A 23,855-nucleotide genomic window follows, 5' to 3' on the forward strand; every position below is an offset into this window, starting at 1 on the left:
GCAAGTGGAGAGGCGAGTGGGCCCCGGCTCTAACGGCCGGGGCGAAGGAATCGAAGTTTTGCAAAGGTCTTCCATGGGAGAGGGGACTGGGCTGCGGAGTGGGTCGCTTGCGTCCAAACCGACCGTGCGCGTCCGCGCCGATCATTTGCACACGTCCTTTTCCCGGACCGGCCCGGAGGCCGTGCCGGCGGCCGCGCCCGGACCAAATCTTGGCGCGGGGTAGCCGACTGGATATGGGCCGCGCGACCTAGGTATCCGACCCTTCGTCACTTGTGGCCGGCGCGGCCCGAATGCTTCCATAACCTCGGATAGGACAAGCGGCGACGCTGCCCGGAGGCCCCCGCCTCCCGTGGCGTCAAGGTCACTGGGGATAGAACATGGTCACGAACATCACCGGCTGGGGCAACGACAACACGTTCGATTTCGTCATCGAACCGGGCGTCACGCCAGAAGGCACGCCGCAGCACAATTCGATCCCGATCGCCTCGGGCTCGGCTGAAGGCGGCCCGCTGGTCGCGTGGCTGTCCGACACCGGCGTCGAAGTGCAGTTCCTCGACATTCTCGGCGAGCCGCTGGTCGCCGCCGCCGAAGTCGCCAGCCGCGTCGTCGTCAGCGAGGGCGCCGAAGGCAAGAGCAACGTCCAGGTGGCCGATGGCGTCGCGGGCTTCGGCGTCGCCTGGGAGGATTCATCGAGCGGGCTCGGGCAGCTCAAGCTGCAAGGGCTGGGGGCAGAGGGCGGCGTCGCCTTCGGCACCCTGGTGACGGTCGGCGCGGAGGCCGGCGACGGCTTCGACAACACCGCCTTCAACAATCACTCCATGTCGGTCGCCGGTTATGATTTCTCGACCAATGTGCAGGTGACCGCGCCAAACGGCAATCTGGTCGATGCGGCGGCCTCCGGCGTCAACGTGGCCTGGGTCGCCTCGGTGCCGGGCGACACGTCCGGTTTCGGCCAGATCATGCTGCAGCGCTACCAGATCGTGCCCGACGCCGATGGCCAGGCGACCAGCCTGACCGCCGCCGGCATCGACGGGCAGGTCGAGGACCCGGTGACGCTGATCCGCGATCCGCTCGACCAGGCCGCCATCGACGCGCAGGGCGGGGCGACCGACGCCGCGATCCAGCTCACCGACCGCGACGGCAATCCCGCCATCGGCCGCGATCCCGTCGTCACCGGCCTGCATACCGGCGATACGCTGGTCTCCTGGATCGATCAGGCCGGCAACGTCCAGGCGCATCTGTTCCCGCCGAACGGCGTCGTCGTGCCTTCGGACAACACGCTGAACGGCCTCACCCAGGTCGAATATGACGCGGCCAACGCCGCGCTCGCAACCGAGCTTGGCATCGTCACCCATCCGGCGGGCGCCGTCGCCGATGCGCATGACATGCAGGTGGTCCAGCTCGGCGCGGGCAATTTCGCCATCGTCTGGGTCGCCACGGCGGCGGATGGCAGCCTCGAACTCGACGGCACCTATTTCTCGCTGCCGCCGGATGCCGGCGTCGGCGACGTGGTGCTGCCGGGCGGCAATGGGTGGACGCCGATCCCGCTCGACCCGATCCCGCTGCCCGACAGCTTCACCGGCCAGTTCAGCCTCGGCGGCATGGGCGAGGACAATCCCGATATCGTCATCACCTATACGGCGGGCGACCAGGACGGCACGGGCGTGTTCGCGGTGCATGTCGACGGCAATGCGACCGGCGTCGCCAACGAGACCTTTGGCCATAGCGACGCCTTCGCGGTCAACACCACGACCGAGGGCAATCAGAGCGGCGGCTCCGTCACCGGCACCATTAGCGACCGCGCCATCATCACCTATCTCGACGAGGCGACCGGCGATATCGTCGCCCGCATGGTCGATCTGCGCGAGCCCGGCCAGTTCCTGCAGGGCGACCGCATCCGCGACATCAACGGCAATGGCATCCTCGACGCCGGCGACCGCATCCAGGTGCGCGCCGACATCATCGTCGGCACCAATGGCGACGACCATATCATCGGCGACCTGCCCGATCCGGCGCTCGGCGGCATCACCGGCGTGCGCTACGACAAGGGCGAGGGGCTGGAGGACCAGCTTTTCGGCGGTCTCGGCAATGACGTCATCTTCGGCGGCGGCGCCAACGACATCATCGATGGCGGCCGCGATCTGACGACGCCCGGCGATATCGACGACCCGACGCTCGGCGCTTCGCCGCAGCATTATACCGACATGGCGGTCTACCAGGGCAATGCGCTCGACTACGCCATCTGGATCAATGGCGACGGCTCCTATTCCATCGTCGACGCCCATTTCGATGACGGCGACAACATCGTCGACCAGCTCGGCGGCGGGGGTGGCGGCGGAGGCGGTGGTGGTGGTGGCAATGGCGGCCCCGGCGGCGGCAATGGCGGCGGCGGCGCGGGCGGCGCGCTCAATCTCGACGGCCTCGACCTCGTCTCGAATGTCGAGAAATTCCTGTTCCTGAACGGCGACACCACCGCGCTGTTCAATCTCGGCTATAATGGCACGACGCCGTCGACGGACACCCATGTCACCATCGACTCCGTAAATTTCTACCATCTGCCCGATCAGGACGCCCGGGTGACCGGCAATGTCTCGATCGATCCCGCCAACCCGCTCGATCCCGGCACGCCGGAGACCACGCCCATCAATCCGGCGGGCGTCGAAACGGTTTTGACGCCGGTCGGCTGGGGCCTGACGCAGGAGACGGCCGATAATGGCTTCGCCGTCGCCGGCGCGGCAAGCCTGCTCGACGGCGTGCAGGACAACCCGATCGCGGCCAAGACGGAGGATTCCTTCGTCACCGCCTGGCAGACGCATAATGCCGACGGCACGGTCGGGCTGCATCTGACCATTTACGATCAGTTCATGGACCCGATCCCCACGGCGGCGGGGGCGGCGGTGATCGACGTCGTGAACAATGCGCTCGCCGATGTCAGCCCGGCCATCAACGCGGCCGGCGCTGGTCCCGTCATCGCCTGGGTGTCCGAGGATGCCGGCGGCCAGCAGCATCTCTTCGCCCAGGCCTATGACGCGGTCGGCTTGCCGCTCGGCACGCCCGGCGGCTTCGAGGTGCATCCGGATGCCGCGGCCGGCACCGAATATTCCTCGCTCTCCATCCTGGTGACCGGCCTGCGCGACGCCGTCGCCGACAATCCGGTCGATCCCACCGATCCGATCGAGCTCGACGACCAGTTCGCCATGGTCTGGATCGAGAATGCCGACGCCTCCGGCTACGGCAATATCTCGCTGCAGCGCTGGGTGCTGCCGCTCGCCGCCGACGGGCGGACGGTCGAGGCGCCGGTGGCGCTCGGCCTCGACGGCCTGCCGGACGGCAATGACGGCCCCGCCGTGCTCACCGATCCCACGACGCTCGCCCCGATCGTCGGCCGCAATGTCCACGCGGCGGGCCTCGAAGACGGCCATCTGATGGTGACCTGGGTGCAGGGCGATGGCGCGGGCCATGAGATCGTGCGCGGCACGGTGATCTCCGCCGTCGACGGCCATCAGGAAATGGCCATCGACCTGACCGGCCTCATGTCGCCCGACGGCATCGTCGCGGGCACCAACCCGACGATCCTGTCCGCCGGCGAAGCCGACATTCTGGTGAGCTGGGTGCAGGCGGACGCGGATGGCGGCTTCGACATCATGGCCGCCTATTACAAGACCACCGGCCCGGTCACCTGGGCCGCGCCCGAAAGCTTCGAGCTGAAGCATTTCGACACCCTGCCGAGCGAGTACAGCGTCGTCACGGTCGGCGAGACCACCGAGGACATCATCGTCACCTGGCGCGGCGATGACGGCACCGGCTTCAGCGCGAACGACATGCATGGCCAGCGCTATGCCATCACCGGCGAGGCGGTCGGCCATAGCTTCGACATCACGACGGGGCAGACGGCGGGCGACACCTCCGCCACGGTCGGCCTGCTCGACGGCCGGTTCGTGGTGGTCCACACCGCCCAGGACGGCACCACGGATGTCGATATCCGCGCCCGCGTGCTCGACACCAACAACGCCATCGATCCGGTGATCGAGCGCGACGCGGGCGGCGCCGCCGGCGCCGAACCCGGCACCGTCTTCGACGACATCATCGACGGGCGCGACCGGGCCGACATCATGCATGGCGGTCTGGGCAACGACGTGCTGATCGGCGGCGTCAATGACGACACGCTGTTCGGCGACAGCGGCAATGACGTGCTGGTCGGCGGCACCGGCACCGACTTCCTGGTGGGCGATGGCGTCGCCGACGCCGGCAACGACCTGCTGATGGGCGGCTATGGCCGCGACTACATCTCGGGCGGCGACGGCATCGACACCATCTCCTACAAGGGCGAATCGCGCCCCGTCACCATCGACCTGCAATCGGGCATCATCACCAGCGATCCCTTGCACAATGCGGTGGTGCTGCCGGCGGCGGGCGACATTGCCGGACTGCCGGCGGCGGCGCTCACCGACGCCAGCGTCGAGGATCTGATCGGCCGGATCACTATCAACACGCTGACCGAGGTGGTGAGTTTTACCTCCGAAGCGGGGACGATCGAGAACGCCGAGGGCAGCCTCGGCAATGACACCATCCTCGGCACGGCGGGCGCCAACGCGCTTGCCGGTCTCGGCGGCAATGACCTGCTGAACGGGCGCGGCGGCATCGACACCGCGATCTTCGACCAGACGGTCAGCCCGCTGACGGCGGCCAATTTCTCGGTCGTCGGCGGCAATTGGGTGGTGACGACGGGCACCGTCGAAGGCACCGACACGCTGGTCGGCATCGAGATCGTCGATGGCAACCGCTTCATCCTGGTCGGCGCCAGCAGCAATTTCGCCACCGTGCAGGATGCCGTGAACAGCGGCGTGCTGCGGGACGGCGATACCATCCTCCAGTACAACGGCACCAATGTCATCTCCATCGGCGTCCATGCGCCCGATGTGGCGGCGCTGGTCGCCAGCACGCCGGAGGATGGGCCGTTCAGCACCAATCTGCTGGCCGGCGCGACCGATCCGGACGGCGATGCGCTGAGCGTCGTCGGCCTCGCCACCACGGTCGTCACGGCGGGCGGCGTCACCTTGACGCTCGGCACCGACTTCGTGCTGAGCGGCTCGCAATTGACGCTCACCGCCGCAGGGCTGGAGAAGTTCAATCCGCTGAACGAAGGCCAGCACGACACCGCGATCTTCAGCTTCGCCGTGAGCGACGGCGCGCTGACCACGCCGAACACATTGACGCTGACCATCGACGGCGCCAATGAGGGCTTCCCCGGCGTCACCCTGACCGGCACCGCCGCCGCCAACACGCTCACCGGCGGGGAGGGCAACGACACCATCAGCGGCCTCGGCGGCAATGACACGCTGAACGGGTTCGGCGGCCTCGACCTGCTCGATGGCGGCGCCGGCGCCGACACCATCAATGCCGGCGCGGGCGACGACACCCTGCTCGGCGGCGACGGCAACGACATCCTGTTCGGCGATCTCGGCAATGATCTGCTCGACGGCGGCGCCGGTGCCGATACTATGCAGGGCGGCGACGGCAATGACGTCCTGCTCGGCGGCGCGGGCGTCGATACCATGGACGGCGGCAACGGCAACGACATCCTGACCGGAGGGCTCGGCAACGACATCCTTACCGGCGGGGCCGGCGACGACATGTTCATCTTCAATTTCGGCGACGGGGCCGACCAGATCAATGGCGGCCTCGGCACTGACAGCGTGCAGATCACCGGCACCGCCGCCGCCGATGTGCTCGACGTCATCTTCGATGGCATCTCCATCACCGGCTTCGAGGGCGGCACGGTGACGGGCGTGGAATCGATCACGGCCTCGCTCGGCGACGGCGTCGATACGCTGAACTACAGCGCCTCGACCGCCGGCGTCAGCGTCGACCTTGCCGCCGGGACCGCCTCGGGCTTCAGCTCGATCGCGGGCATCGAGAACGTCACCGGCGGCTCGGGCAACGACACGCTGGCGGGCGATGCCGGGGCCAACAGGCTGGCGGGCGGCGCCGGCGACGACACCTACTTTGCCGATAGCGGCGACACCATCGTCGAAACGGCGACCGGCGGCGTCGACACGGTGGTGACGTCAAGCGCCTCCTTCACGCTGGCCGCCAATGTCGAGAACCTGACCTTCAGCGGCACCGGCGCCTTCATCGGCTCCGGCAACAACATCGCCAACGTCATCACCGGCGGCGCCGGGGCGGACGTGCTGAGCGGCGCGGGCGGCGACGACACCATCATCGGCGGCGCGGGCAATGACGTGATGGACGGCGGGGCGGGCAACGACATGTTCGTCTTCGGCCCCGGCCATTTCGGCGCCGATGTCATCACCGGCTTCGACGCCAATGCAGCGAACGGCCAGGATCTCCTGGACCTGCATCTGCTCGGCATCACCGCCGAAAACTTCGACCAGCATGTGCAGATCGTCGATCTGGGGGCGAACACGCAGGTCACCATCGACGGGATGGACACCATCCTTTTGCTGAACGTCACCGGCACCGGCACCAATGTGATTACGGAGTCGGATTTCCACCTGCTGAGCTAAGCGGAGATCAGGAGGCCAAAGCAAGACGGCCTCCGCTTGCCGCAGCTCAACCTCTCCCTTGGGAGAGGTCGGCGCGGAGCGCCGGGTGAGGGGTTCGTGAGCGAGCCGTGAGGCACCAACCCCTCACCCTGACCCTCTCCCCAGGGAGAAGCAATCGGGCTGCGGCATGGCGGGGACACTTGATTAGCCAACGGCCCGCGCCCCGAAATTTCCTCGGCGCGCGGGCGAAAAACCCTTCCACTTCCTCTCTCTCGGAAGGCAGCCTGGGTACCGGCGGCTGACGCGGCGCCGGTACCCTTTTTCCGCCTACATCGCCCCGCGCGGCGCCGTCTGCAGCAGCTCCTGGAGCTGGGCCTTCCAGAATTTGGCGATGCCTGTCGTGCCGTGCCCGCGCGTGTCCTCGCTCGCCGGAATGAGATAGAAACGCGCCGCCTTGATGCGCTTCAGCTCGCGCTCCATGATGCCGAGTTCGGGCGGGTTGCGCTCATCGTCGGCCGAGTTGATCGCCAGCACCGCCGCCTGGATGCGGTCGAGGCCGGGCGCGGGGTTGTAGTCCCGCGAGGCATCCCATTGGTAGAGGAAGTCGTTGGCGTCGGCGGTGAACGGTGCGTTCACCCGCTCATCGACCAGCTTGTCGGCCAGCTCCCGCGTCGGCGCCGCCTTGTAATAGGCCTGCGAGCCGCCGCTGGTGGCGATGCCGAAGACGACATTGGCGGTCTGCACCGCGCGCGGCTGGGTGGTGTAATTGCCGTCCTTCCATTCGGGGTCCTTGCGCACCGAATCGACCAGCATCCGCCGCATCATCCAATTGCGCCCGGCCATTTCGGTCGGCTGCGAGGCCATCGGCACCAGCGCGTCCATGAAACCGGGATAGGTGACGCCCCAGATCCAGGCATGCATCCCGCCCATCGAATTGCCCAGCACCAGACGCAAATGCTTGATGCCGAGCCCTTCCGTCACCAGCCGGTACTGAGCGGCGACCATGTCGTCGTAATTATATTGCGGGAATTTCGCGCGCAGCCCGTCCGATGGCTTGGCGGATTTGCCCGCTCCGATGGCGTCCGGCAGGATGATGTAATATTTGCTGGCGTCGAGCGGCTGGCCGGGGCCGAACAGCTCGCCCGCGAAGGCCGGCGTCAGCATGTTGGTGCCGGAGCCCGCCGTACCGTGCAGGATCAGCACCGGCTCGCCCGTCGGCTCCCCGACCGTGGTGTAATGCAGCCGCAGCTCGGGCGCGACCTCGCCGGTGTGGAAGCGGAAATCGCGCGCCGTCCAATCGGCTTGCTTGGGCGCGGGGTATTCCGCCGCCGAGGCGGAGAATCCGAAGAGTGCGACGGCCACGCACATGCCCAGGCGCAAGCGCCTGCTGAAAACTCTCATGCAAACCTCCCTGATGACGTTCCTTGCCGGCCCGGGCCAATCGCTTGAGCGCTGGCCTCTTTTGCCGCCGGCATCCGAAATGATGCCTGCAAGACGGCCGGGCGGCAACGGCATCGTCGCGCGCACGGCATGGTTGCGCGGGGGGCGGAACATATGACAAATGGCCGATGCGGCGCCCTCAAGGCACTCGCGTCACCATCGGCCACGGAGCCCGGCTTTGAGCAGGCGGAAGGAGAACGGCGACAATCGCCTCGACGACGCGGCGCGCGCGGGCTGGCTCTATTACATCGCGGGCAATACGCAGGACGAGATCGCGGCCAAGCTCGGCATCTCGCGGCAATCGGCGCAGCGGCTCGTGGCGCTGGCGGTGTCGGAGGGGCTGGTCAAGGTGCGGCTCGATCACCCGATCGCCAAATGCCTCGACCTCGCCGCCCGGCTGAAGACACGCTTCGGGCTCGACTATGTCGAGGTGGTGCCGACCGATCCCGGCTCGGAGTCCACGGTACTCGGCGTCGCCAATGCGGCGGCGGCGGAGATCGAGCGGCGGCTCAGGTCGCCGGAGGAAACCATCATCGGCATCGGCACCGGGCGGACGCTGAAAGCCGCCATCGAGCTGCTGCCGCCCATCGATGCGCCGCACAAGAAGATCGTCTCGCTGACCGGCAATATCGCGCCGGACGGTTCGGCGGCCTTCTACAGCGTCATCTTCACAATGGCGGACGTCGTGAAGGCCCGGCATTTCCCGATGTCGCTGCCGGTGATCGCCTCCTCGCCCGAGGAGCGCGATTTGCTGCATGGCCAGCCGATGATCCACGCCACGCTCGCCCTCGCTGCGCGCGCCGATATCGCCTTTGTCGGCGTCGGCGATCTCGGGCCGAACGCGCCGCTGCATGAGGACGGTTTCGTCAGCCGCGCCGAGCTGAAGGCGCTGCAGAAGGCGGGCGCGGTCGGCGAGATCACCGGCTGGGCCTTCGACGCCAAGGCGCGGCTGATCCCCGGCCTCACCAATGAGCGCGTCGCCAGCGCGCCGATCCCGAAGGCGGGGCAATGCCTCGTCATCGCCATCGCCAAGGGCCGCGCCAAGCTCCCCGGCATCAAGGCCGCCGTGACCGGCCGTCTGGTCAGCGGCCTGATTACGGATGAGTGGACGGCGGAAAAATTACTCGGCCCGCGTTAACCGTCTGACTTGCTTGCAAAACCCGGCTTTCGCCGCGCCGCGCCATGGCGATCCTTGTGCGCCGCAGCATCGAAACCGGCTTGACGACCGCGCTTTCCTGGTGGGTAATTGCTCTCAACCTAAGCAAATGCTCAAAAAATTAGGTGGGAGGAAGCCGATGCATCTCAGACCCATGATCCTGGGCGCGTGCTCCATTTTGCTGATGGCAGGAAGCGCGCTCGCCCAGACCAAACTGACCGTCGCCACGGTGAACAATGGCGACATGATCCGGATGCAGAAGCTGACGGATGATTTCACCGCCAAGAACCCCGGCGTCACCGTCGAATGGGTGACGATGGAGGAAAACGTCCTGCGCCAGAAGGTGACGACCGACATCGCCACCAAGGGCGGCCAGTACGACATCATGACCATCGGCACCTATGAGGTTCCGATCTGGGCGAAGCAGAAATGGCTGGTCGGCCTCGACAATCTCGGCGCCGATTACGATGTCGACGACCTCATCCCCGCCATCCGCGACGGCCTTTCCAGGGACGGCAAGCTCTATGCCGCGCCCTTCTACGGCGAGAGCTCGATGGTGATGTACCGCAAGGACCTGTTCGAGAAGGCCGGGCTCAAAATGCCCGACGCCCCGACCTGGGATTTCATCGCCGATGCCGCCCGCAAGATCACCGACAAGCCGGGCGAAGTCTACGGCATCTGCCTGCGCGGCAAGGCCGGCTGGGGCGAGAACATGGCCTTCCTGACCGCCACCGCCAATTCCTTCGGCGCGCGCTGGTTCGACGAGAAATGGAAGCCGCAATTCGATCAGCCGGAATGGAAGCAGGTGCTCGATTTCTACATCAAGCTGATGAAGGATGCCGGCCCTCCCGGCGCCTCCTCGAACGGCTTCAACGAAAATCTGGCACTGTTCCAGTCCGGCAAATGCGGCATGTGGATCGATGCGACCGTGGCTGCCTCCTTCGTCAGCAACCCGAAGGAATCCAAGGTCGCGGACAAGGTCGGCTATGCGCTGGCGCCGGATAACGGCCTCGGCAAGCGCGGCAACTGGCTGTGGGCGTGGTCGCTGGCGATCCCGGCCGGCACCAAGAAGCAGGACGTGGCGGAAAAGTTCATCGCCTGGGCGACGGGCAAAGGCTATGCCGAGCTGGTCGCCTCCAAGGAAGGTTGGGCGAACGTGCCGCCCGGCACGCGCAAGTCGCTCTATGCCAACGCGAAATATCAGGAAGCCGCGCCCTTCGCCAAGATGACGCTGGACTCGATCAACGCCGCCGACCCGAACAAGCCGACGGTGAAGCCGGTGCCTTATACCGGCGTGCAGTTCGTCGCCATTCCTGAGTTCCAGGGCATCGGCACGGCGGTGGGCCAGCAATTCTCGGCGGCGCTCGCCGGGACCGCGACTGCGGATGTGGCGCTGAAGAATGCGCAGCAGCTCACCGAGCGCGAAATGACCAAGGGCGGCTATATCAAATAGCGCTCCGCCGAAGGGCCGCCCGGTCCCAGCCCCGGGCGGCCCGCTCACACCTCGATGTCATCCCCGCGAAGGCGGGGACCCAGTACGCCGCAGCGACCGCGTCCAGGCAGAGCCTGACGGCTGATGGCGCCCTTTACTGGGTCCCCGCCTGCGCGGGGATTACGAAAAGCGAGCACTCTCATGGCGACCTTGCACAGCCAGACCACCGCCCGATTCATGATGTCGCCGGCCGTCATCCTGCTGTTCGCCTGGATGATCGTGCCCTTGGCGATGACGCTCTATTTCTCCTTCCTGCGCTACAACCTCCTGATGCCGGGCATGGAGGAATGGGCGGGCCTCTTCAACTACCGCTATTTCCTCACCGACCCGGCCTTCGGCGCGGCGCTGACCAACACGCTGCTGCTGGTCGGCGGTGTCTTGCTCATTACCGTCGGCGGCGGGCTGTTCCTGGCGCTGCTGCTCGACCAGCCCTTTTACGGCCAGGGCATCGTGCGCCTGCTCGTCGTCGCCCCGTTCTTCGTCATGCCGACCGTTTCGGCGCTGGTTTGGAAGAACATGATGATGCACCCGGTCTATGGCCTGTTCGCCTGGCTCGCCCGCAATCTCGGGCTGGAGCCTATCGATTGGCTCGCCTCGGTGCCGCTGCTCTCGATCACGCTGATCGTCGCCTGGCAATGGCTGCCCTTCGCGACGCTGATCCTCTTGACCGCGCTGCAATCGCTCGACGAGGAACAGCGCGAGGCAGCCGAAATGGACGGCGCCAGCGCCCTGTCGCGGCTCGTTTACATCATCCTGCCGCATCTCGCCCGCGCCATCACCGTGGTCATCCTGATCGAGACGATTTTTCTGCTCAGCGTCTTCGCCGAGATCCTCGTCACCACATCGGGCGGGCCGGGCAATGCCAGCACCAACATCACCTATCTGATCTACACCCAGGCGCTGTTGCAATTCGACGTGGGCGGCGCATCGGCGGGCGGCATCGTGGCGGTGATCCTCGCCAATATCGTCGCGATTTTCCTGATCCGCATGATCGGCAAGAACCTGGAGAGCTGAGCCATGGCCCGCGCCGTCACCACCCAAAGGAAGCTCGTGTTCACGGCTATCGGCTGGAGCATCGGCCTCATCATCTTCTTCCCGATCCTGTGGACGTTCCTGACCAGCTTCAAGTCCGAGGGCGAGGCCATCGCCAACCCGCCCTCCTTCCTGTTCTTCCACTGGACCACCGAGAATTACGCCGAAGTGCAAAGCCGCTCGGACTATTTCAAGCACATGGCGAATTCGGTCATCATCTCCTTCGGCTCGACCTTGATCGGCCTCCTGATCGCCATCCCCGCCGCCTGGGCGATGGCCTTCTCGCCGACCCGGCGCACCAAGGACATCCTGATGTGGATGCTCTCGACCAAGATGCTTCCCCCCGTCGGCGTGCTGCTGCCGATCTACCTCATGTACCGCGACACCGGCCTGCTCGACACGCGGCTCGGCCTCGTCATCGTCCTCACCATGATCAACCTGCCGATCATCGTCTGGATGCTCTACACCTATTTCAAGGACATTCCCGCCGACATCCTGGAAGCCGCCCGCATGGACGGCGCCTCGCTCGGCAAGGAGATCGTCTATGTGCTGGTGCCGATGGCCATTCCCGGCATCGCCTCCACGCTCCTGCTCAACATCATCCTCGCCTGGAACGAGGCGTTCTGGACGCTGAACCTGACGGCCGCCAACGCCGCGCCGCTGACGGCGTTCATCGCCTCCTATTCGAGCCCGGAAGGGCTGTTTTGGGCAAAACTGTCCGCCGCCTCGACGCTCGCCATCGCGCCGATCCTGGTGATGGGCTGGTTCTCGCAGCGCCAATTGGTGCGCGGCCTGACCTTTGGCGCGGTCAAGTAGGGAGATCACCATGGGAAGCATCAGCCTCAGGAACGTCGCCAAGCATTTCGCCGGCCATGCCGTGATCAAGGGGGTCGATCTCGACATCGGCGACGGCGAGTTCGTGGTCTTCGTCGGCCCCTCCGGCTGCGGCAAGTCCACGCTTCTGCGCCTGATCGCCGGGCTGGAGGACGTCACCGGCGGCATGATCACCATCGACGGCGCTGACATGACTGGCCAGCCGCCCGCCAAGCGCGGCCTCTCCATGGTGTTCCAGTCCTATGCGCTCTATCCGCATATGAGCGTGTTCGGCAATATCGCCTTTCCGCTGAAGATGGCGGGCGAGGACAAGGCGACGATCGCGCGCAAAGTCGCCGATGCCGCCCGCATCCTCAACCTCACCGACTATCTCGACAGGAAGCCCCGCCAGCTCTCGGGCGGCCAGCGCCAGCGCGTCGCCATCGGCCGCGCCATCGTGCGCGAGCCGAAAGCCTTCCTGTTCGACGAGCCGCTGTCCAATCTCGATGCCGCCTTGCGCGTCAACATGCGGCTCGAGATCAGCGAACTGCATCATCAGCTCAAGACAACCATGATCTACGTCACCCACGATCAGGTCGAGGCGATGACCATGGCCGACCGCATCGTGGTGCTGAATGCGGGGCGCATCGAGCAGGTCGGCTCGCCGCTCGACCTCTACCGCACGCCCGCCAATCTGTTCGTCGCCGGCTTCATCGGCTCGCCGCGCATGAATTTCGTCAATGGCGCGGAGGCGAAGAAGCTCGGCGCGGAAACGGTCGGGGTCCGGCCGGAGCATCTGACGCTGTCGACCGATAGCGGCGCCTGGAAAGGCACGGTCGGCATCGCCGAGCATCTGGGCTCCGACACCTTCCTGCATGTGCGCGCCGACGGCATCGGCCAGATCACCGCGCGCGCCAATGGCGAGTTCGGCCTCAATCACGGCGAGACCGTCTATCTGACGCCGCGGCCGGACAAGATCCACCGCTTCGGCGCGGGAGGGGAGGCGCTATGACCGGGCGGCTGGCAGGCAAATCGGCCCTTATCACCGGCGCGGCGCGCGGCATCGGCGCGGCCTTCGCCAAGGCTTACGTGGCCGAGGGCGCGACCGTCGCCATCGGCGATGTCGACGTGGCGCGCGCCGAGGGAACGGCGGCGCAGATCGGCGCGGGCGCCTATGCCGTCGCGCTCGACGTCACCAGCGAAGCCTCGATCAACGAGGCCGTGCGCAGCGTCGAGGCGCAGGTGGGCGGCATCGACATCCTCGTCAACAACGCCGCCTTGTTCGACCTTGCGCCCATCGCCGACATCACCCGCGCCAGCTACGACAAACTGTTCGCCGTCAATGTCGCCGGCACGCTGTTTACCATGCAGGCCGCCGCCCGCTCGATGATCGCGCGGGGGCGCGGCGGCAAGATCATCAACATGGCGAGCCAGGCGGGCCGCCGCGGCGAGGCGCTGGTCGCGGTCTACTGCGCGACGAAGGCTGCCGTCATCAGCCTCACCCAGTCGGCCGGGCTCAACCTGATCGCCTACGGCATCAATGTGAACGCCATCGCCCCCGGCGTCGTCGACGGCGAGCATTGGGACGGCGTCGATGCGCTTTTCGCAAAATACGAGAACCGCCCGCTCGGCGAGAAGAAGCGCCTCGTCGGCGCGGCGGTGCCCATCGGCCGCATGGCGCGGGCCGAGGATTTGACCGGCATGGCGATCTTCCTCGCCAGCGCCGAGAGCGATTACGTCGTCGCCCAGACCTACAATGTCGATGGCGGCAATTGGATGAGCTGAAAGGCAGAACACCATGTATCTGGACAAGCTGAAACTGGATGGCCGCGTCGCCGTGGTGACGGGCGGAGGGCAGGGGATCGGCGCCGCCTGCGCGCAGGCGCTGGGAGAGGCGGGCGCGAAGGTCGTCGTCGCCGAGCTGATGCCGGATCGGGTCGAGGCGAGCGTCGCCGCGCTGCGGGCCCTCGGCATCGACGCGCATGGCACGGCGCTCGACGTCACCAAATCCGCCGATGTCGACCGGGTCGCCGCCGCCGTGCTGCGCGACCACGGCCGGGTCGATATTCTCGTCAACAATGCCGGCGTGGCGGTGAGCGACGTCCGCGCCGAGGACACCAGCGACGCGCATTGGCGGCATCACATGGATGTCAATGTCGACGGGCTGTTCTGGTGCTGCCGCGCCTTCGGCCGCGAGATGCTGGCGCAAGGCAAGGGCTCGATCGTCAATATCGGCTCGATGTCGGGCTTCATCGTCAACAAGCCGCAGCCGCAGAGCTTTTACAACGCCTCGAAGGCCGCCGTGCATCATCTGACGCGCTCGCTGGCCGCCGAATGGGGCGCGCGCGGCGTGCGCGTGAATGCCGTCGCCCCAACCTATATCGAGACGCCGCTGACCGCCTTCGGCATCAAGGAAAATCCGGAAATGTACAAGACCTGGCTGGAGATGACGCCGATGGGGCGGGTCGGCCAGCCGGACGAGATCGCCTCGGTGGTGCATTTCCTCGCCTCGGACGCCGCCAGCCTGATGACGGGCGCCATCGTGCTCGCCGATGGCGGCTATTGCTGCTGGTGATGGCGCTGCCTCCTGGGCTGATCATCTTCGATTGCGACGGCGTGCTCGTGGACAGCGAGCCGCTGTCCATGCGCGTGCTGCTGGAGACCATCGCCGAAGCCGGCGCGGTGATTGACGTGGCGCAGGGCTATGAAAGCTTCCTCGGCCGCAGCCTCGCCAGCACCACCGATACGCTGCGCGACGATTACGGCGTCGATCTGGGCAGCGATGCGCTCGACCGGATGCGCGAGCGGCTTTACGCGCTGTTCCGGCGGGAATTGCAGCCCGTGCCGGGTGTCGCCGAGACGCTTGCCGGGCTCGCGCTGCCATTCTGCGTCGCCTCATCCAGCCAGCCGGAGCGCATCCGCCTGTCGCTCGACGTGACGGGGCTGCGGCCGTTTTTCGGCGACCATATTTTCAGCGCCTCGATGGTCACGCATGGCAAGCCCGCGCCCGATCTTTTCCTGCACGCCGCGCGGGAGATGCGCATCGCGCCTGCCCGTTGTATCGTGATCGAGGACAGCCCAGCGGGCGTCGATGCGGCGAAGCGGGCAGGGATGCCGGTCTTTGCCTTTACGGGAGGAAGCCACGCGCAGGCGCCGGCCCATCGCCGGTTCATCGAGAGTTTGGGGCCCGATCGGGTCTTCGAGCGGATGGCCGACTTGCCGGAGCTGCTGCGCGGATGGGCGGAAAAATAAAAGGGGTTCGTCATGCGAGACCTCGTCGTGGGAGTGGACGTCGGGACGGGAAGCGCGCGGGCGGGCGTGCTGGATTACTCCGGGCGGTTGCTCGGACGCGCCGAACATCCGATCGACATGCACCAGCCGGAGACCAATCACGCCGAGCATGATTCCGAGCAGATCTGGGCGGCGGTCTGTGCGGCGGTGCGGGGCGCACTGGCGGCGGCCAAGGCGGATGGCGCGCGCATCGCCGGCATCAGCTTCGACGCCACCTGTTCGCTGGTGCTGCGCGACCGCGACGGCGGCCAGCTCAGCGTCTCGCGCGAAGGCGGCAGGCGCTGGGACACCATCGTCTGGCTCGACCACCGCGCGCTTGGCGAAGCGGAGGAATGCACCGCGACCGGCCACCGTGTGCTCGATTTCATCGGCGGCGTGATGTCGCCGGAGATGGAGACGCCGAAGCTGATGTGGCTGCGCCGCCATCTGCCGGAGCGCTGGGCGCAGGCGGGCTATTTCTTCGACCTCGCCGATTTCCTGACCTGGAAGGCGTCCGGGTCGCTTGCCCGCTCCCAATGCACGCTGACCTGCAAATGGGCCTATCTCGGCCATGAGGAGCCCGGCTGGCAGCAGGATTTCTTCGCCAGCGTCGGCATCCCCGACATGGTGGAGCGCGGCCGGCTGCCGGAGCGGCCCAGCCCCATCGGCCAGGACCTCGGCCCCCTGACGCCGCGCGCGGCGGATGAGCTTGGGCTTACCGTCCATGCCCGAGTCGGCGTCGGGCTGATCGACGCCCATGCCGGGGCGCTCGGCGTGCTCGGCGCCTATGCGGACGACCCGCAAGGGCTCGACCGGCATCTGGCGCTGATCGCGGGCACGTCGAGCTGCGTGATGGCGCTCTCCGCCGAGGCGCGTCCGACGCCGGGCGTCTGGGGTCCCTATTACGGCGCGGTGCTGCCGGATTGCTGGCTGAACGAGGGGGGCCAGTCCGCCACCGGCGCGCTCCTCGACCACATCATCCGCTGGCACGGCGCGGGCGGCACGCCCGACGCTGCCATGCATAAGCGCATTGTCGACCGCGTGATGGAATTGCGCCGCGCCGAAGGGCTCGACCTTGGCGGCCGCCTGCATGTGCTGCCCGATTTCCACGGCAACCGCTCGCCACTCGCCGATCCGCAGGCGGTCGGCGTCATCAGCGGGCTAACCCTGGACGCGAGCTTCGACAGCCTGTGCCGTCTATATTGGCGCTCGGCGGTCGGCATCGCGCTCGGCGTGCGGCACATCCTGGAGACGCTGAACGCGCGCGGCTACGGCATCGACACGCTGCACGTCACCGGCGGTCATCTGAAGAACCCGCTGCTGATGGAGCTCTACGCCGATGCCGCCCGCTGCACCGTCATCGAGGCCGATGGCGATGCCGTCCTGCTCGGCACCGGCATGGTCGCCGCGACCGCCGCCGGTTTCTACCCTGGCCTCGGCCAAGCGGCGGGCGGCATGCGTCTGAAGGGCCGCAGCCGCGCCCCGAACCCCGCCGCCAGCGAGCGCTTCGACCGCGACTACCGCATTTTTCTCGAGATGCACGACCAGCGCCGCAGGCTGGACCGGCTCGGGGGCGGCTGACCGTTCACAGCACGATTTTTTTGGCATCCCCGCGAAAGCGGGAATGACATCAAACCGGGGCGAGAACGTGGATGGCGCGGGAGACCACCAAATCCTTCACCCGCGCCGCATAGGCGGCCATGTGCGGGGACGCGGCGTGGGCCATCAGGGTCACCTCGCATTCCCATTTCTCGATCACCATGAAACTGTCGGGGCCGATGCGGGTCAGGTGATCCGGGCCGCCATCGACATCGATCACCGGCACATATTCGATGCAGCCCTTTTCCGCGAGGACGGCGGGAAGGTTTTCCTTGAAGATGGCCAGGACCTCGTCCCGCTTGCCGGGCTTGGTGGTGATGATGGCGACGACATGGAGCATGGACCGTTTCCTCGCGTTCTCAGTTTGCGAGGCATCTTAACGCGGCGCGCCGCCCCGGTGCAGCGGAATTGCGCAGGCACCGGGGCCGCCGTTCAGACGGTGCCGGCGAACAGATCCTTGCGGATGATCGCGTGCACGCCCCAATTGCCGTCGACGACCTGGGTGATGCCGAAATCCACCGCGATCGACATCAGCGAAATCGCCTCGTCCTCGGTGAGCCCCTTCGTCGTCATCAGGAAGGCGCGCATCTTGCGGAACGCGTCGCGCAGGGCGAGGTCGACGGAGGATTTGGTGTAGATGTCGCTCTGCGCGCTCGGGCCGAGTTCGGCGAGATAATTGGCGAAGCTGAAGCCGTGGACGAGCCACTCGTTCTGCGTCTCCAGCATCGGATAGTCGAGCTTTTCGAGCGGCGTTCCGGCGAGATTGGCCTTTTTATGCAGCACGAGCTGGAAGGTGCCCGTCAGCGAACATTCGATGGCTGTGCCGCATAGTTCGCTGTCGCCCTGGCTGGCATGCGGGTCGCCGGCCGACAGCAGCCCGCCCTCGACCGCGACCGGGTAATACATGATGGCGCCCTTGCCGATGCGCCAATTGTCGATATTGCCGCCGGTGTAGCTGGGCGGAATGGTGTCGACGAATTCGGCCTCCTTCGGCGCAAGGCCGAGCGTGCCGAAATGCGGGCGGATCGGGATGCGCACGCCTTTGAGAATGTCGTAATTGCGCTTGGTCTTGGCGTGATCGACGGGCACGCCGGGATAGTCGATGGTCTTGTGCACCACGCCGAACGGATCGGTCTGCGGCACCCATTGGAAATTATAGACCGCCTGCGCCCAGTTGCGGCTGCCGGTCGTGTCCACTTCGTAAATCGTGATGACTTCGCGCGGCTTCGGCTCCGTCAGCAGATCCTTATAATGAAAACCCCACCAGGCGGCGGCATTGCTGCCGAAACTTTTGCCTTTGAAATCCGGGTTTGCACAAGGACGCGGCGCCACGTCAATGATGCGCACCTCCAGAATGTCGCCCGGCTCGGCGCCGCGCACATAGACCGGGCCGGTCATGATGTGGACGCCGAAGCCTTCGCCCGCGCCGCGTCCGTGGATCGAGGCATCCATCGGCCCCGCGCCGCGCCGGTTGACGCCCTTCTTATCCTTGGTCCACAGGTAAACGCTTTCCGCGCCCGGATCGCCCTTGACCATGCGCTCCAGATCGTCGGCGGCGTGATGGGTGAGCGTTTCGATGGTGACGAAATCGCCGCTGTCGATTTCCACGCGGGGTTTGAGGGTTTTGCTGAAATAGCCCCAATGAACCGTTTCGGCGGTGGCGGGCAGATAGTGGTAGGCCCGCTTGGCCGGCTGATTGTCCCGCGAGGCCTGCGCCAAGGCAGGCGTGACCAGCGAAATCCCGCCCGAGGCCAGCGCCGCCGCGCCGCTGGTCGCCGCAAATCCCGATTTCAGGAAGCTGCGCCGCTCCGCATCCAGCTCTCCTTTGAACTGCCGGGCATGTTCATCGAAATCCGGGCAGGACGCATCATCACCTCTGCACATGTTCCGCTCCTCTGTAACGGCCCCGATTTAGGCCCCCTCGGAAATCAGCCATTACTTACAACAAGCAAGCTTCGTGCCAGCGGGATGCTGCCTTATTTCAAGGCAGCGGCGGCGATAGACAAAAAGCGCGGCAATTTGACCACCGGTTAAGCTACTTCGTGGCTTATATAATCCGCTCGTTCACAAACGTGCGAGCGCATCTGGCTATGGACGTGGCCGAATGCCCATATCGCGCCGGGGCCTCGGCCTGACCAATTCGGGAATCCTATGACACGATTGATATCGGCGCGCGCCTTGGCGCCGCTTTGCGCGGTGCTCGCGCTGGCGGCCTGCAATGACAGCCAGCCGACCGCGCAGAGCCCCGCGCCGCCGCCGCCGCAGGTGACGGTCGCCACGCCGGTCAAGAAGCTCGTCACCGAGCAGGACGAATATGTCGGGCGCTTCGTGGCCGTGGATTCGGTCGAAGTACGCGCCCGCGTCTCCGGCTATCTCGACGCCATCCATTTCAAGGACGGCCAACTCGTGAAGAAGGGCGATCTGCTCTTCACCATCGACCGGCGGCCGTTCGAGACCAGCCTGCTCCAGGCCCAGGCCGGTCTCGCCCAGGCGCAAGCCAATCTGGCCTATGCGCAAAGCGATCTGGCGCGCGGCCAGAACCTCGTCCGCGGCAGCACCATCACCGAGCAGACCTACGACCAGCGCACGCAGGCGAAAGCCGTCGCCGAGGCATCGGTCGCGGCGCAGGAGGCCGCCATCCGGCAGGCCCAGCTCGATCTCGACTTCACCGAATTGCGCGCGCCGGTTTCGGGCCGCATCGGCGACCGCCGCGTCTCCATCGGCAATCTGGTGACCGGCGGCACCGGGGGCACCACGCTGCTCGCCACCATCGTCTCGACCGATCCGATCCGCTTCGAGTTCACCTTCGACGAAGCCTCCTATCTGCGCTATACGCGCGCCGCCAAGGATGGCGGCTCGGCGAGCCGCGGCGTCGCCTTGCCGGTCAAGCTCCGGCTGATCGACGAGACGGCCTTCACGCATGAAGGCAAGATGGACTTCATCGACAACACCATCGACCAGACCTCCGGCACCATTCGCGGCCGCGCCGAATTCGCCAATCCCGACGGGCGCTTCACGCCGGGCCTGTTCGCGCGCATCCAGTTGCCTGCCGGCCCGCCCGTCGAATCGCTGCTGGTCCCGGATGTCGCCATCGGCACCGAGCAGGTACGCAAGATCGTCCTGGTGGTCGATGCCGACAATGTCGTGCGCTCGAAATATGTGACGCTCGGCTCGGTCGTCGACGGCATGCGGGTGATTACGGCAGGCCTCTCCCCCGATGACCGCGTCATCGTCAACGGGCTGATGCGGGCCCGCGCCGGCGCCAAGGTCACGCCGCAGGAGGCAGGCGCGCCGGCCCCCGCACCCGCCTCGGCGGGTGCCGCCAAAGCCCAGACGAATTAGCGCAAGCAACGGAGCGCCCGCCAAATGCGCATTTCGCATTTCTTCATCGACCGCCCGATCTTCGCCGCGGTGGTCTCGATCGTTTTCATGATCCTTGGCGCTGTGTCCTTCGGCCGGCTGCCGGTCGCGCAATATCCCGAGATCGCGCCGCCCGTCATCAACGTCACCGGCCAATATCCCGGCGCCAGCGCCGACGTGGTCGCGGCGACCGTCGTCGCCCCGCTCGAGCAGCAGATCAACGGCGTCGAGAACATGCTCTACATCTCGTCGAATTCGACGGGTGACGGGCGTTTCGCCATTGCCGTGACCTTCGAGCTCGGCACCAATCTCGACATCGCCCAGGTGCAGGTGCAGAACCGCGTCGCCATCGCCCAGCCGCGCGTCCCGGCGGATGTGCGCAATATCGGCGTGACGGTGGCGAAAGCCTCGCCCGACCTGATGATGGTCGTGCATCTCTATTCGCCCGACAAGTCGCGCGACACGCTGTTCATCTCCAACTACGCCAACGTCCAGGTCACCGACGTCCTGAACCGCGTCGACGGCGTCGGCTCGATCACCGTCTTCGGCAGCCGCGACTATTCCATGCGCATCTGGCTCGATCCGGACCGGATGCAGTCGCTCGGGCTGACCTCGAACGATGTGGTGGCCGCGCTCCAGGCGCAGAACGTGCAGGTCGCCTCCGGCGTGCTGAGCCAGCCGCCGGTCGACAATCCGCGCGCCTTCCAGGTTGCGGTGCAGACGCTCGGCCGCCTCGCCGACCCGGCCGAGTTTTCCAACATCCTGGTCAAGCAGACCGACAATGCCGTGGTGCGGCTGAAGGACGTCGCGCGCGTCGAGCTGGCCGCGCTCGACTACACCACCAATTCCTATCTCGACCGCGATCCGGCCATCGGCCTCGGCATCTTCCAGCGGCCGGGCTCCAACGCGCTGGCGACCGCCAAGGCGGTGCAGGCGCAGATGGACCAACTGTCGAAGGATTTTCCGGCCGGGCTGAAATACACCATCGTCTACAACCCGACCGAATTCATCCAGCAGTCGGTCGACGCCGTGAACGAGTCGATCTTCGAGGCCATCCTGCTCGTGGTGCTGGTGGTCATCATCTTCCTGCAGACCTGGCGCGCCGCCGTCATCCCCATCGTCGCCATTCCCGTATCGCTGATCGGCACCTTCTTCTTCATGGGGCTGTTCGGCTTCTCTCTGAACAACCTGTCGCTGTTCGGCCTCGTCCTCGCCATCGGCATCGTGGTTGATGACGCCATCGTCGTCGTGGAGAATGTCGAGCGCAATATCGAGAACGGGCTGTCGCCGCGCGAAGCCGCGCATAAGAGCATGGATGAGGTCGGCGCGGCGCTGATCGCCATTTCGCTGGTTTTGTGCGCGGTGTTCGTGCCGGCGGCCTTCATCACCGGCATTTCCGGCCAGTTCTACCGGCAATTCGCCCTCACCATCGCCGGCGCGACGATCATCTCGCTGGTCGTCTCGCTCACGCTCTCGCCCGCCATGGCCGCGCTGCTCCTGAAGCCGCATAGCGACAAGCATCGCCCGAGCCGCTGGTGGGAAAAGCCCTTTACCGGCTTCTTCAGGGCCTTCAACTGGGCCTTCGACAAGCTGTCCTTCGGCTATGGCTGGCTGACCGGGCGGCTCGTCCGCTTTGCCGTGCTGATGCTGATCGCCTATGCCGGCATCATCGCCTTCGGCCTCAACGAGTTCCGCAAGGCGCCGGGCGGCTTCATCCCGCAGCTCGATGCCGGCTATCTGATCGTCGTCACCCAATTGCCCGGCGGCGCCGCGCTCGCCCGCACCGACGCGGTCAACCGGCGCATCGTCGATACGGCGCTGAACGTGCCGGGCGTCGCCCATGCCGTGAACATCGTCGGCTTCTCCGGCGCGACCTTCACCAATGCCCCCAATGCCGGCGCCACCTTCGTCGTGCTCGATCCGTTCGAGGCGCGTGCGAAAAACCCGCAGCAATCGGCGGCGGCGCTGCAGGCGACGCTGACCCAGAAACTCTCCTCGATCCAGGAAGGCCTCATCGTCGTGGTGCGGCCGCCGCCCGTGCGCGGCATCGGCAATGCCGGCGGTTTCCGCATGATGGTCGAGGATCGCGGCGGCCTAGGGCCGGAGGCGCTGCAGGGCGCCGTCCAGGCCATGACGGCTCGCGCCGCGCAGACGCCCGGCGTCGCCCAGGTCTATTCGCTGTTCGAGACCTCGACGCCGCAGCTCTATCTCGACATCGACCGCACCAAGGTACAGTTGCTCGGCGTCCGGATGGGCGATGTGTTCGCGGCCTTGCAGACTTTCCTCGGCTCGACCTATGTCAACGACTTCAACCTGCTCGGCCACACCTACCGCGTGACGGCGCAGGCGGATTCGGCCTACCGGCTCGACCCCAAGGACGTGCTGAAGATCCGCGTCCGCAATTCGGCGGGCGAGACGGTGCCGCTCGGCTCCTTCACGACCTTGCGCGACATCTCCGGCTCCTACCGCGTGCCGCGCTACAACCTCTACCCCGCCGCCGAGCTCGACGGCGCGGCTGCCCCCGGCTATTCGGCCGGGCAGGCGATCCAGACCATGCAGCAGCTCGCCGCCGAGACCCTGCCGCAGGGCTTCAGCTACGAATGGACGACGCTGGCCTTCCAGCAGATCCGGGCGGGCAATACCGCGACCTTCGCCTTCATCCTGGCGGTGGTGTTCGTGTTCCTGGTGCTCGCGGCGCAATATGAGAGCCTGACCTTGCCGCTGGCGGTCATCCTGATCGTGCCGATGTGCCTGATCGCCTCGATCACCGGCGTGCTGCTGCGAGGCCAGGACAACAACATCCTGACCCAGGTCGGCTTCATCGTGCTGATCGGCCTTGCGGCGAAGAACGCCATTCTGATCGTCGAATTCGCCAAGCAGCTCGAGGATCAGGGGCGCGACAGCCGGACCGCCGCCGTCGAGGCCGCGCGGCTGCGGCTGCGGCCGATCCTGATGACCTCGCTCGCCTTCATCTTCGGCGTGGTGCCGCTGGTCTGGGCGGTCGGCGCGGGCGCGGAATTGCGCCAGACGCTCGGCACGGCGGTCGCCTCGGGCATGATCGGCGTGACGGTGTTCGGCCTGATCTTCACGCCGGTGTTCTACGTCATCAGCCGCTGGCTCGCCAATCTCAGGCGCAAGCCGCAGCCGGCGCCGGGGCCAGCCCCGACACCCGCTCCGGCGGAATAAG

At 66.4% G+C, this 23,855-nt stretch carries 15 protein-coding genes; 12 read left to right on the forward strand and 3 right to left on the reverse strand.

The features are described 5' to 3' along the window. The first annotated feature begins 377 nt into the window (after nt 1-377). Nucleotides 378-6,527, forward strand: a complete 6,150-nt coding sequence (locus tag BLEFHOIH_RS26015; protein ID WP_125461535.1) for a hypothetical protein — start codon at nt 378-380, stop codon at nt 6,525-6,527. Between the two features lie 306 nt (nt 6,528-6,833). Here the strand turns inward: BLEFHOIH_RS26015 and BLEFHOIH_RS01235 are convergent, their stop codons facing one another. Then, the gene (locus tag BLEFHOIH_RS01235) at nt 6,834-7,874 is read right to left on the reverse strand and encodes an alpha/beta fold hydrolase (RefSeq protein WP_245296822.1); all 1,041 of its coding nucleotides are present in this window, start codon (nt 7,872-7,874) and stop codon (nt 6,834-6,836) included. A 250-nt stretch (nt 7,875-8,124) separates the two neighbouring features. On the opposite strand from BLEFHOIH_RS01235, the gene BLEFHOIH_RS01240 reads away from it, so the two are divergent. The 9 genes from BLEFHOIH_RS01240 (at nt 8,125) to BLEFHOIH_RS01280 (ending at nt 17,290) form a co-directional block, all read left to right on the forward strand. Further along, nucleotides 8,125-9,084 (forward strand): sugar-binding transcriptional regulator, encoded by a 960-nt coding sequence (locus tag BLEFHOIH_RS01240; protein WP_088342686.1) that lies wholly within the window; start codon nt 8,125-8,127, stop codon nt 9,082-9,084. A gap of 157 nt (nt 9,085-9,241) precedes the next feature. Then, nucleotides 9,242-10,555, forward strand: a complete 1,314-nt coding sequence (locus BLEFHOIH_RS01245; RefSeq protein WP_088342687.1) for a sugar ABC transporter substrate-binding protein — start codon at nt 9,242-9,244, stop codon at nt 10,553-10,555. A gap of 180 nt (nt 10,556-10,735) precedes the next feature. Beyond that, nucleotides 10,736-11,608, forward strand: a complete 873-nt coding sequence (locus BLEFHOIH_RS01250; protein WP_088342688.1) for a sugar ABC transporter permease — start codon at nt 10,736-10,738, stop codon at nt 11,606-11,608. A 3-nt stretch (nt 11,609-11,611) separates the two neighbouring features. Then, the gene (locus BLEFHOIH_RS01255; protein WP_088342689.1) at nt 11,612-12,442 is read left to right on the forward strand and encodes a carbohydrate ABC transporter permease; all 831 of its coding nucleotides are present in this window, start codon (nt 11,612-11,614) and stop codon (nt 12,440-12,442) included. Between the two features lie 10 nt (nt 12,443-12,452). Further along, the gene (locus BLEFHOIH_RS01260) at nt 12,453-13,451 is read left to right on the forward strand and encodes an ABC transporter ATP-binding protein (RefSeq protein WP_088342690.1); all 999 of its coding nucleotides are present in this window, start codon (nt 12,453-12,455) and stop codon (nt 13,449-13,451) included. Further along, nucleotides 13,448-14,224 carry an L-iditol 2-dehydrogenase gene (locus BLEFHOIH_RS01265; protein WP_088342691.1) on the forward strand — a complete coding sequence of 259 codons (777 nt, stop codon included), beginning with the start codon at nt 13,448-13,450 and terminating at the stop codon, nt 14,222-14,224. Before BLEFHOIH_RS01260 ends, BLEFHOIH_RS01265 begins: the two co-directional genes overlap by 4 nt. Before the next feature lie 13 nt (nt 14,225-14,237). Beyond that, entirely contained in the window at nt 14,238-15,014 is a 777-nt protein-coding gene (locus BLEFHOIH_RS01270) for a glucose 1-dehydrogenase (protein ID WP_088342692.1), read from the forward strand. Continuing rightward, complete coding sequence (locus tag BLEFHOIH_RS01275; RefSeq protein WP_088342693.1) at nt 15,014-15,691, forward strand: HAD family hydrolase; 678 nt, start codon at nt 15,014-15,016, stop codon at nt 15,689-15,691. The genes BLEFHOIH_RS01270 and BLEFHOIH_RS01275 overlap by 1 nt, the downstream gene beginning before the upstream one ends. Before the next feature lie 12 nt (nt 15,692-15,703). Further along, entirely contained in the window at nt 15,704-17,290 is a 1,587-nt protein-coding gene (locus tag BLEFHOIH_RS01280) for an FGGY-family carbohydrate kinase (RefSeq protein WP_088342694.1), read from the forward strand. A gap of 49 nt (nt 17,291-17,339) precedes the next feature. Here BLEFHOIH_RS01280 and BLEFHOIH_RS01285 read toward each other — a convergent pair whose 3' ends face one another. Together BLEFHOIH_RS01285 and BLEFHOIH_RS01290 are read right to left on the reverse strand one after the other, a co-directional pair. Beyond that, complete coding sequence (locus tag BLEFHOIH_RS01285; RefSeq protein WP_088342695.1) at nt 17,340-17,648, reverse strand: putative quinol monooxygenase; 309 nt, start codon at nt 17,646-17,648, stop codon at nt 17,340-17,342. Nucleotides 17,649-17,740: 92 nt separating this feature from the next. Next, entirely contained in the window at nt 17,741-19,192 is a 1,452-nt protein-coding gene (locus BLEFHOIH_RS01290) for an acetamidase/formamidase family protein (RefSeq protein WP_088342696.1), read from the reverse strand. A 267-nt stretch (nt 19,193-19,459) separates the two neighbouring features. On the opposite strand from BLEFHOIH_RS01290, the gene BLEFHOIH_RS01295 reads away from it, so the two are divergent. Both BLEFHOIH_RS01295 and BLEFHOIH_RS01300 read left to right on the forward strand, forming a co-directional pair. After that, entirely contained in the window at nt 19,460-20,650 is a 1,191-nt protein-coding gene (locus BLEFHOIH_RS01295; protein WP_088342697.1) for an efflux RND transporter periplasmic adaptor subunit, read from the forward strand. Nucleotides 20,651-20,674: 24 nt separating this feature from the next. Next, nucleotides 20,675-23,854, forward strand: a complete 3,180-nt coding sequence (locus BLEFHOIH_RS01300; RefSeq protein ID WP_088342698.1) for a multidrug efflux RND transporter permease subunit — start codon at nt 20,675-20,677, stop codon at nt 23,852-23,854. Nucleotide 23,855: the final 1 nt, after the last annotated feature.

The organism is Rhodomicrobium sp. R_RK_3, from assembly GCF_002198715.1.
GTDB lineage: Bacteria > Pseudomonadota > Alphaproteobacteria > Rhizobiales > Rhodomicrobiaceae > R-RK-3.

Bases quoted from the DNA above. Each gene is read 5' to 3' on its own strand.
- BLEFHOIH_RS01250 (WP_088342688.1), top strand. From the start codon at position 10,736: ATGGCGACCTTGCACAGCCAGACCACCGCCCGATTCATGATGTCGCCG.
- BLEFHOIH_RS01275 (WP_088342693.1), top strand. From the start codon at position 15,014: ATGGCGCTGCCTCCTGGGCTGATCATCTTCGATTGCGACGGCGTGCTC.
- BLEFHOIH_RS01295 (WP_088342697.1), top strand. From the start codon at position 19,460: ATGACACGATTGATATCGGCGCGCGCCTTGGCGCCGCTTTGCGCGGTG.
- BLEFHOIH_RS01265 (WP_088342691.1), top strand. From the start codon at position 13,448: ATGACCGGGCGGCTGGCAGGCAAATCGGCCCTTATCACCGGCGCGGCG.
- BLEFHOIH_RS01285 (WP_088342695.1), bottom strand. From the start codon at position 17,648: ATGCTCCATGTCGTCGCCATCATCACCACCAAGCCCGGCAAGCGGGAC.
- BLEFHOIH_RS01235 (WP_245296822.1), bottom strand. From the start codon at position 7,874: ATGTGCGTGGCCGTCGCACTCTTCGGATTCTCCGCCTCGGCGGCGGAA.
- BLEFHOIH_RS01260 (WP_088342690.1), top strand. From the start codon at position 12,453: ATGGGAAGCATCAGCCTCAGGAACGTCGCCAAGCATTTCGCCGGCCAT.
- BLEFHOIH_RS26015 (WP_125461535.1), top strand. From the start codon at position 378: ATGGTCACGAACATCACCGGCTGGGGCAACGACAACACGTTCGATTTC.
- BLEFHOIH_RS01290 (WP_088342696.1), bottom strand. From the start codon at position 19,192: ATGTGCAGAGGTGATGATGCGTCCTGCCCGGATTTCGATGAACATGCC.
- BLEFHOIH_RS01280 (WP_088342694.1), top strand. From the start codon at position 15,704: ATGCGAGACCTCGTCGTGGGAGTGGACGTCGGGACGGGAAGCGCGCGG.
- BLEFHOIH_RS01270 (WP_088342692.1), top strand. From the start codon at position 14,238: ATGTATCTGGACAAGCTGAAACTGGATGGCCGCGTCGCCGTGGTGACG.
- BLEFHOIH_RS01255 (WP_088342689.1), top strand. From the start codon at position 11,612: ATGGCCCGCGCCGTCACCACCCAAAGGAAGCTCGTGTTCACGGCTATC.
- BLEFHOIH_RS01245 (WP_088342687.1), top strand. From the start codon at position 9,242: ATGCATCTCAGACCCATGATCCTGGGCGCGTGCTCCATTTTGCTGATG.
- BLEFHOIH_RS01300 (WP_088342698.1), top strand. From the start codon at position 20,675: ATGCGCATTTCGCATTTCTTCATCGACCGCCCGATCTTCGCCGCGGTG.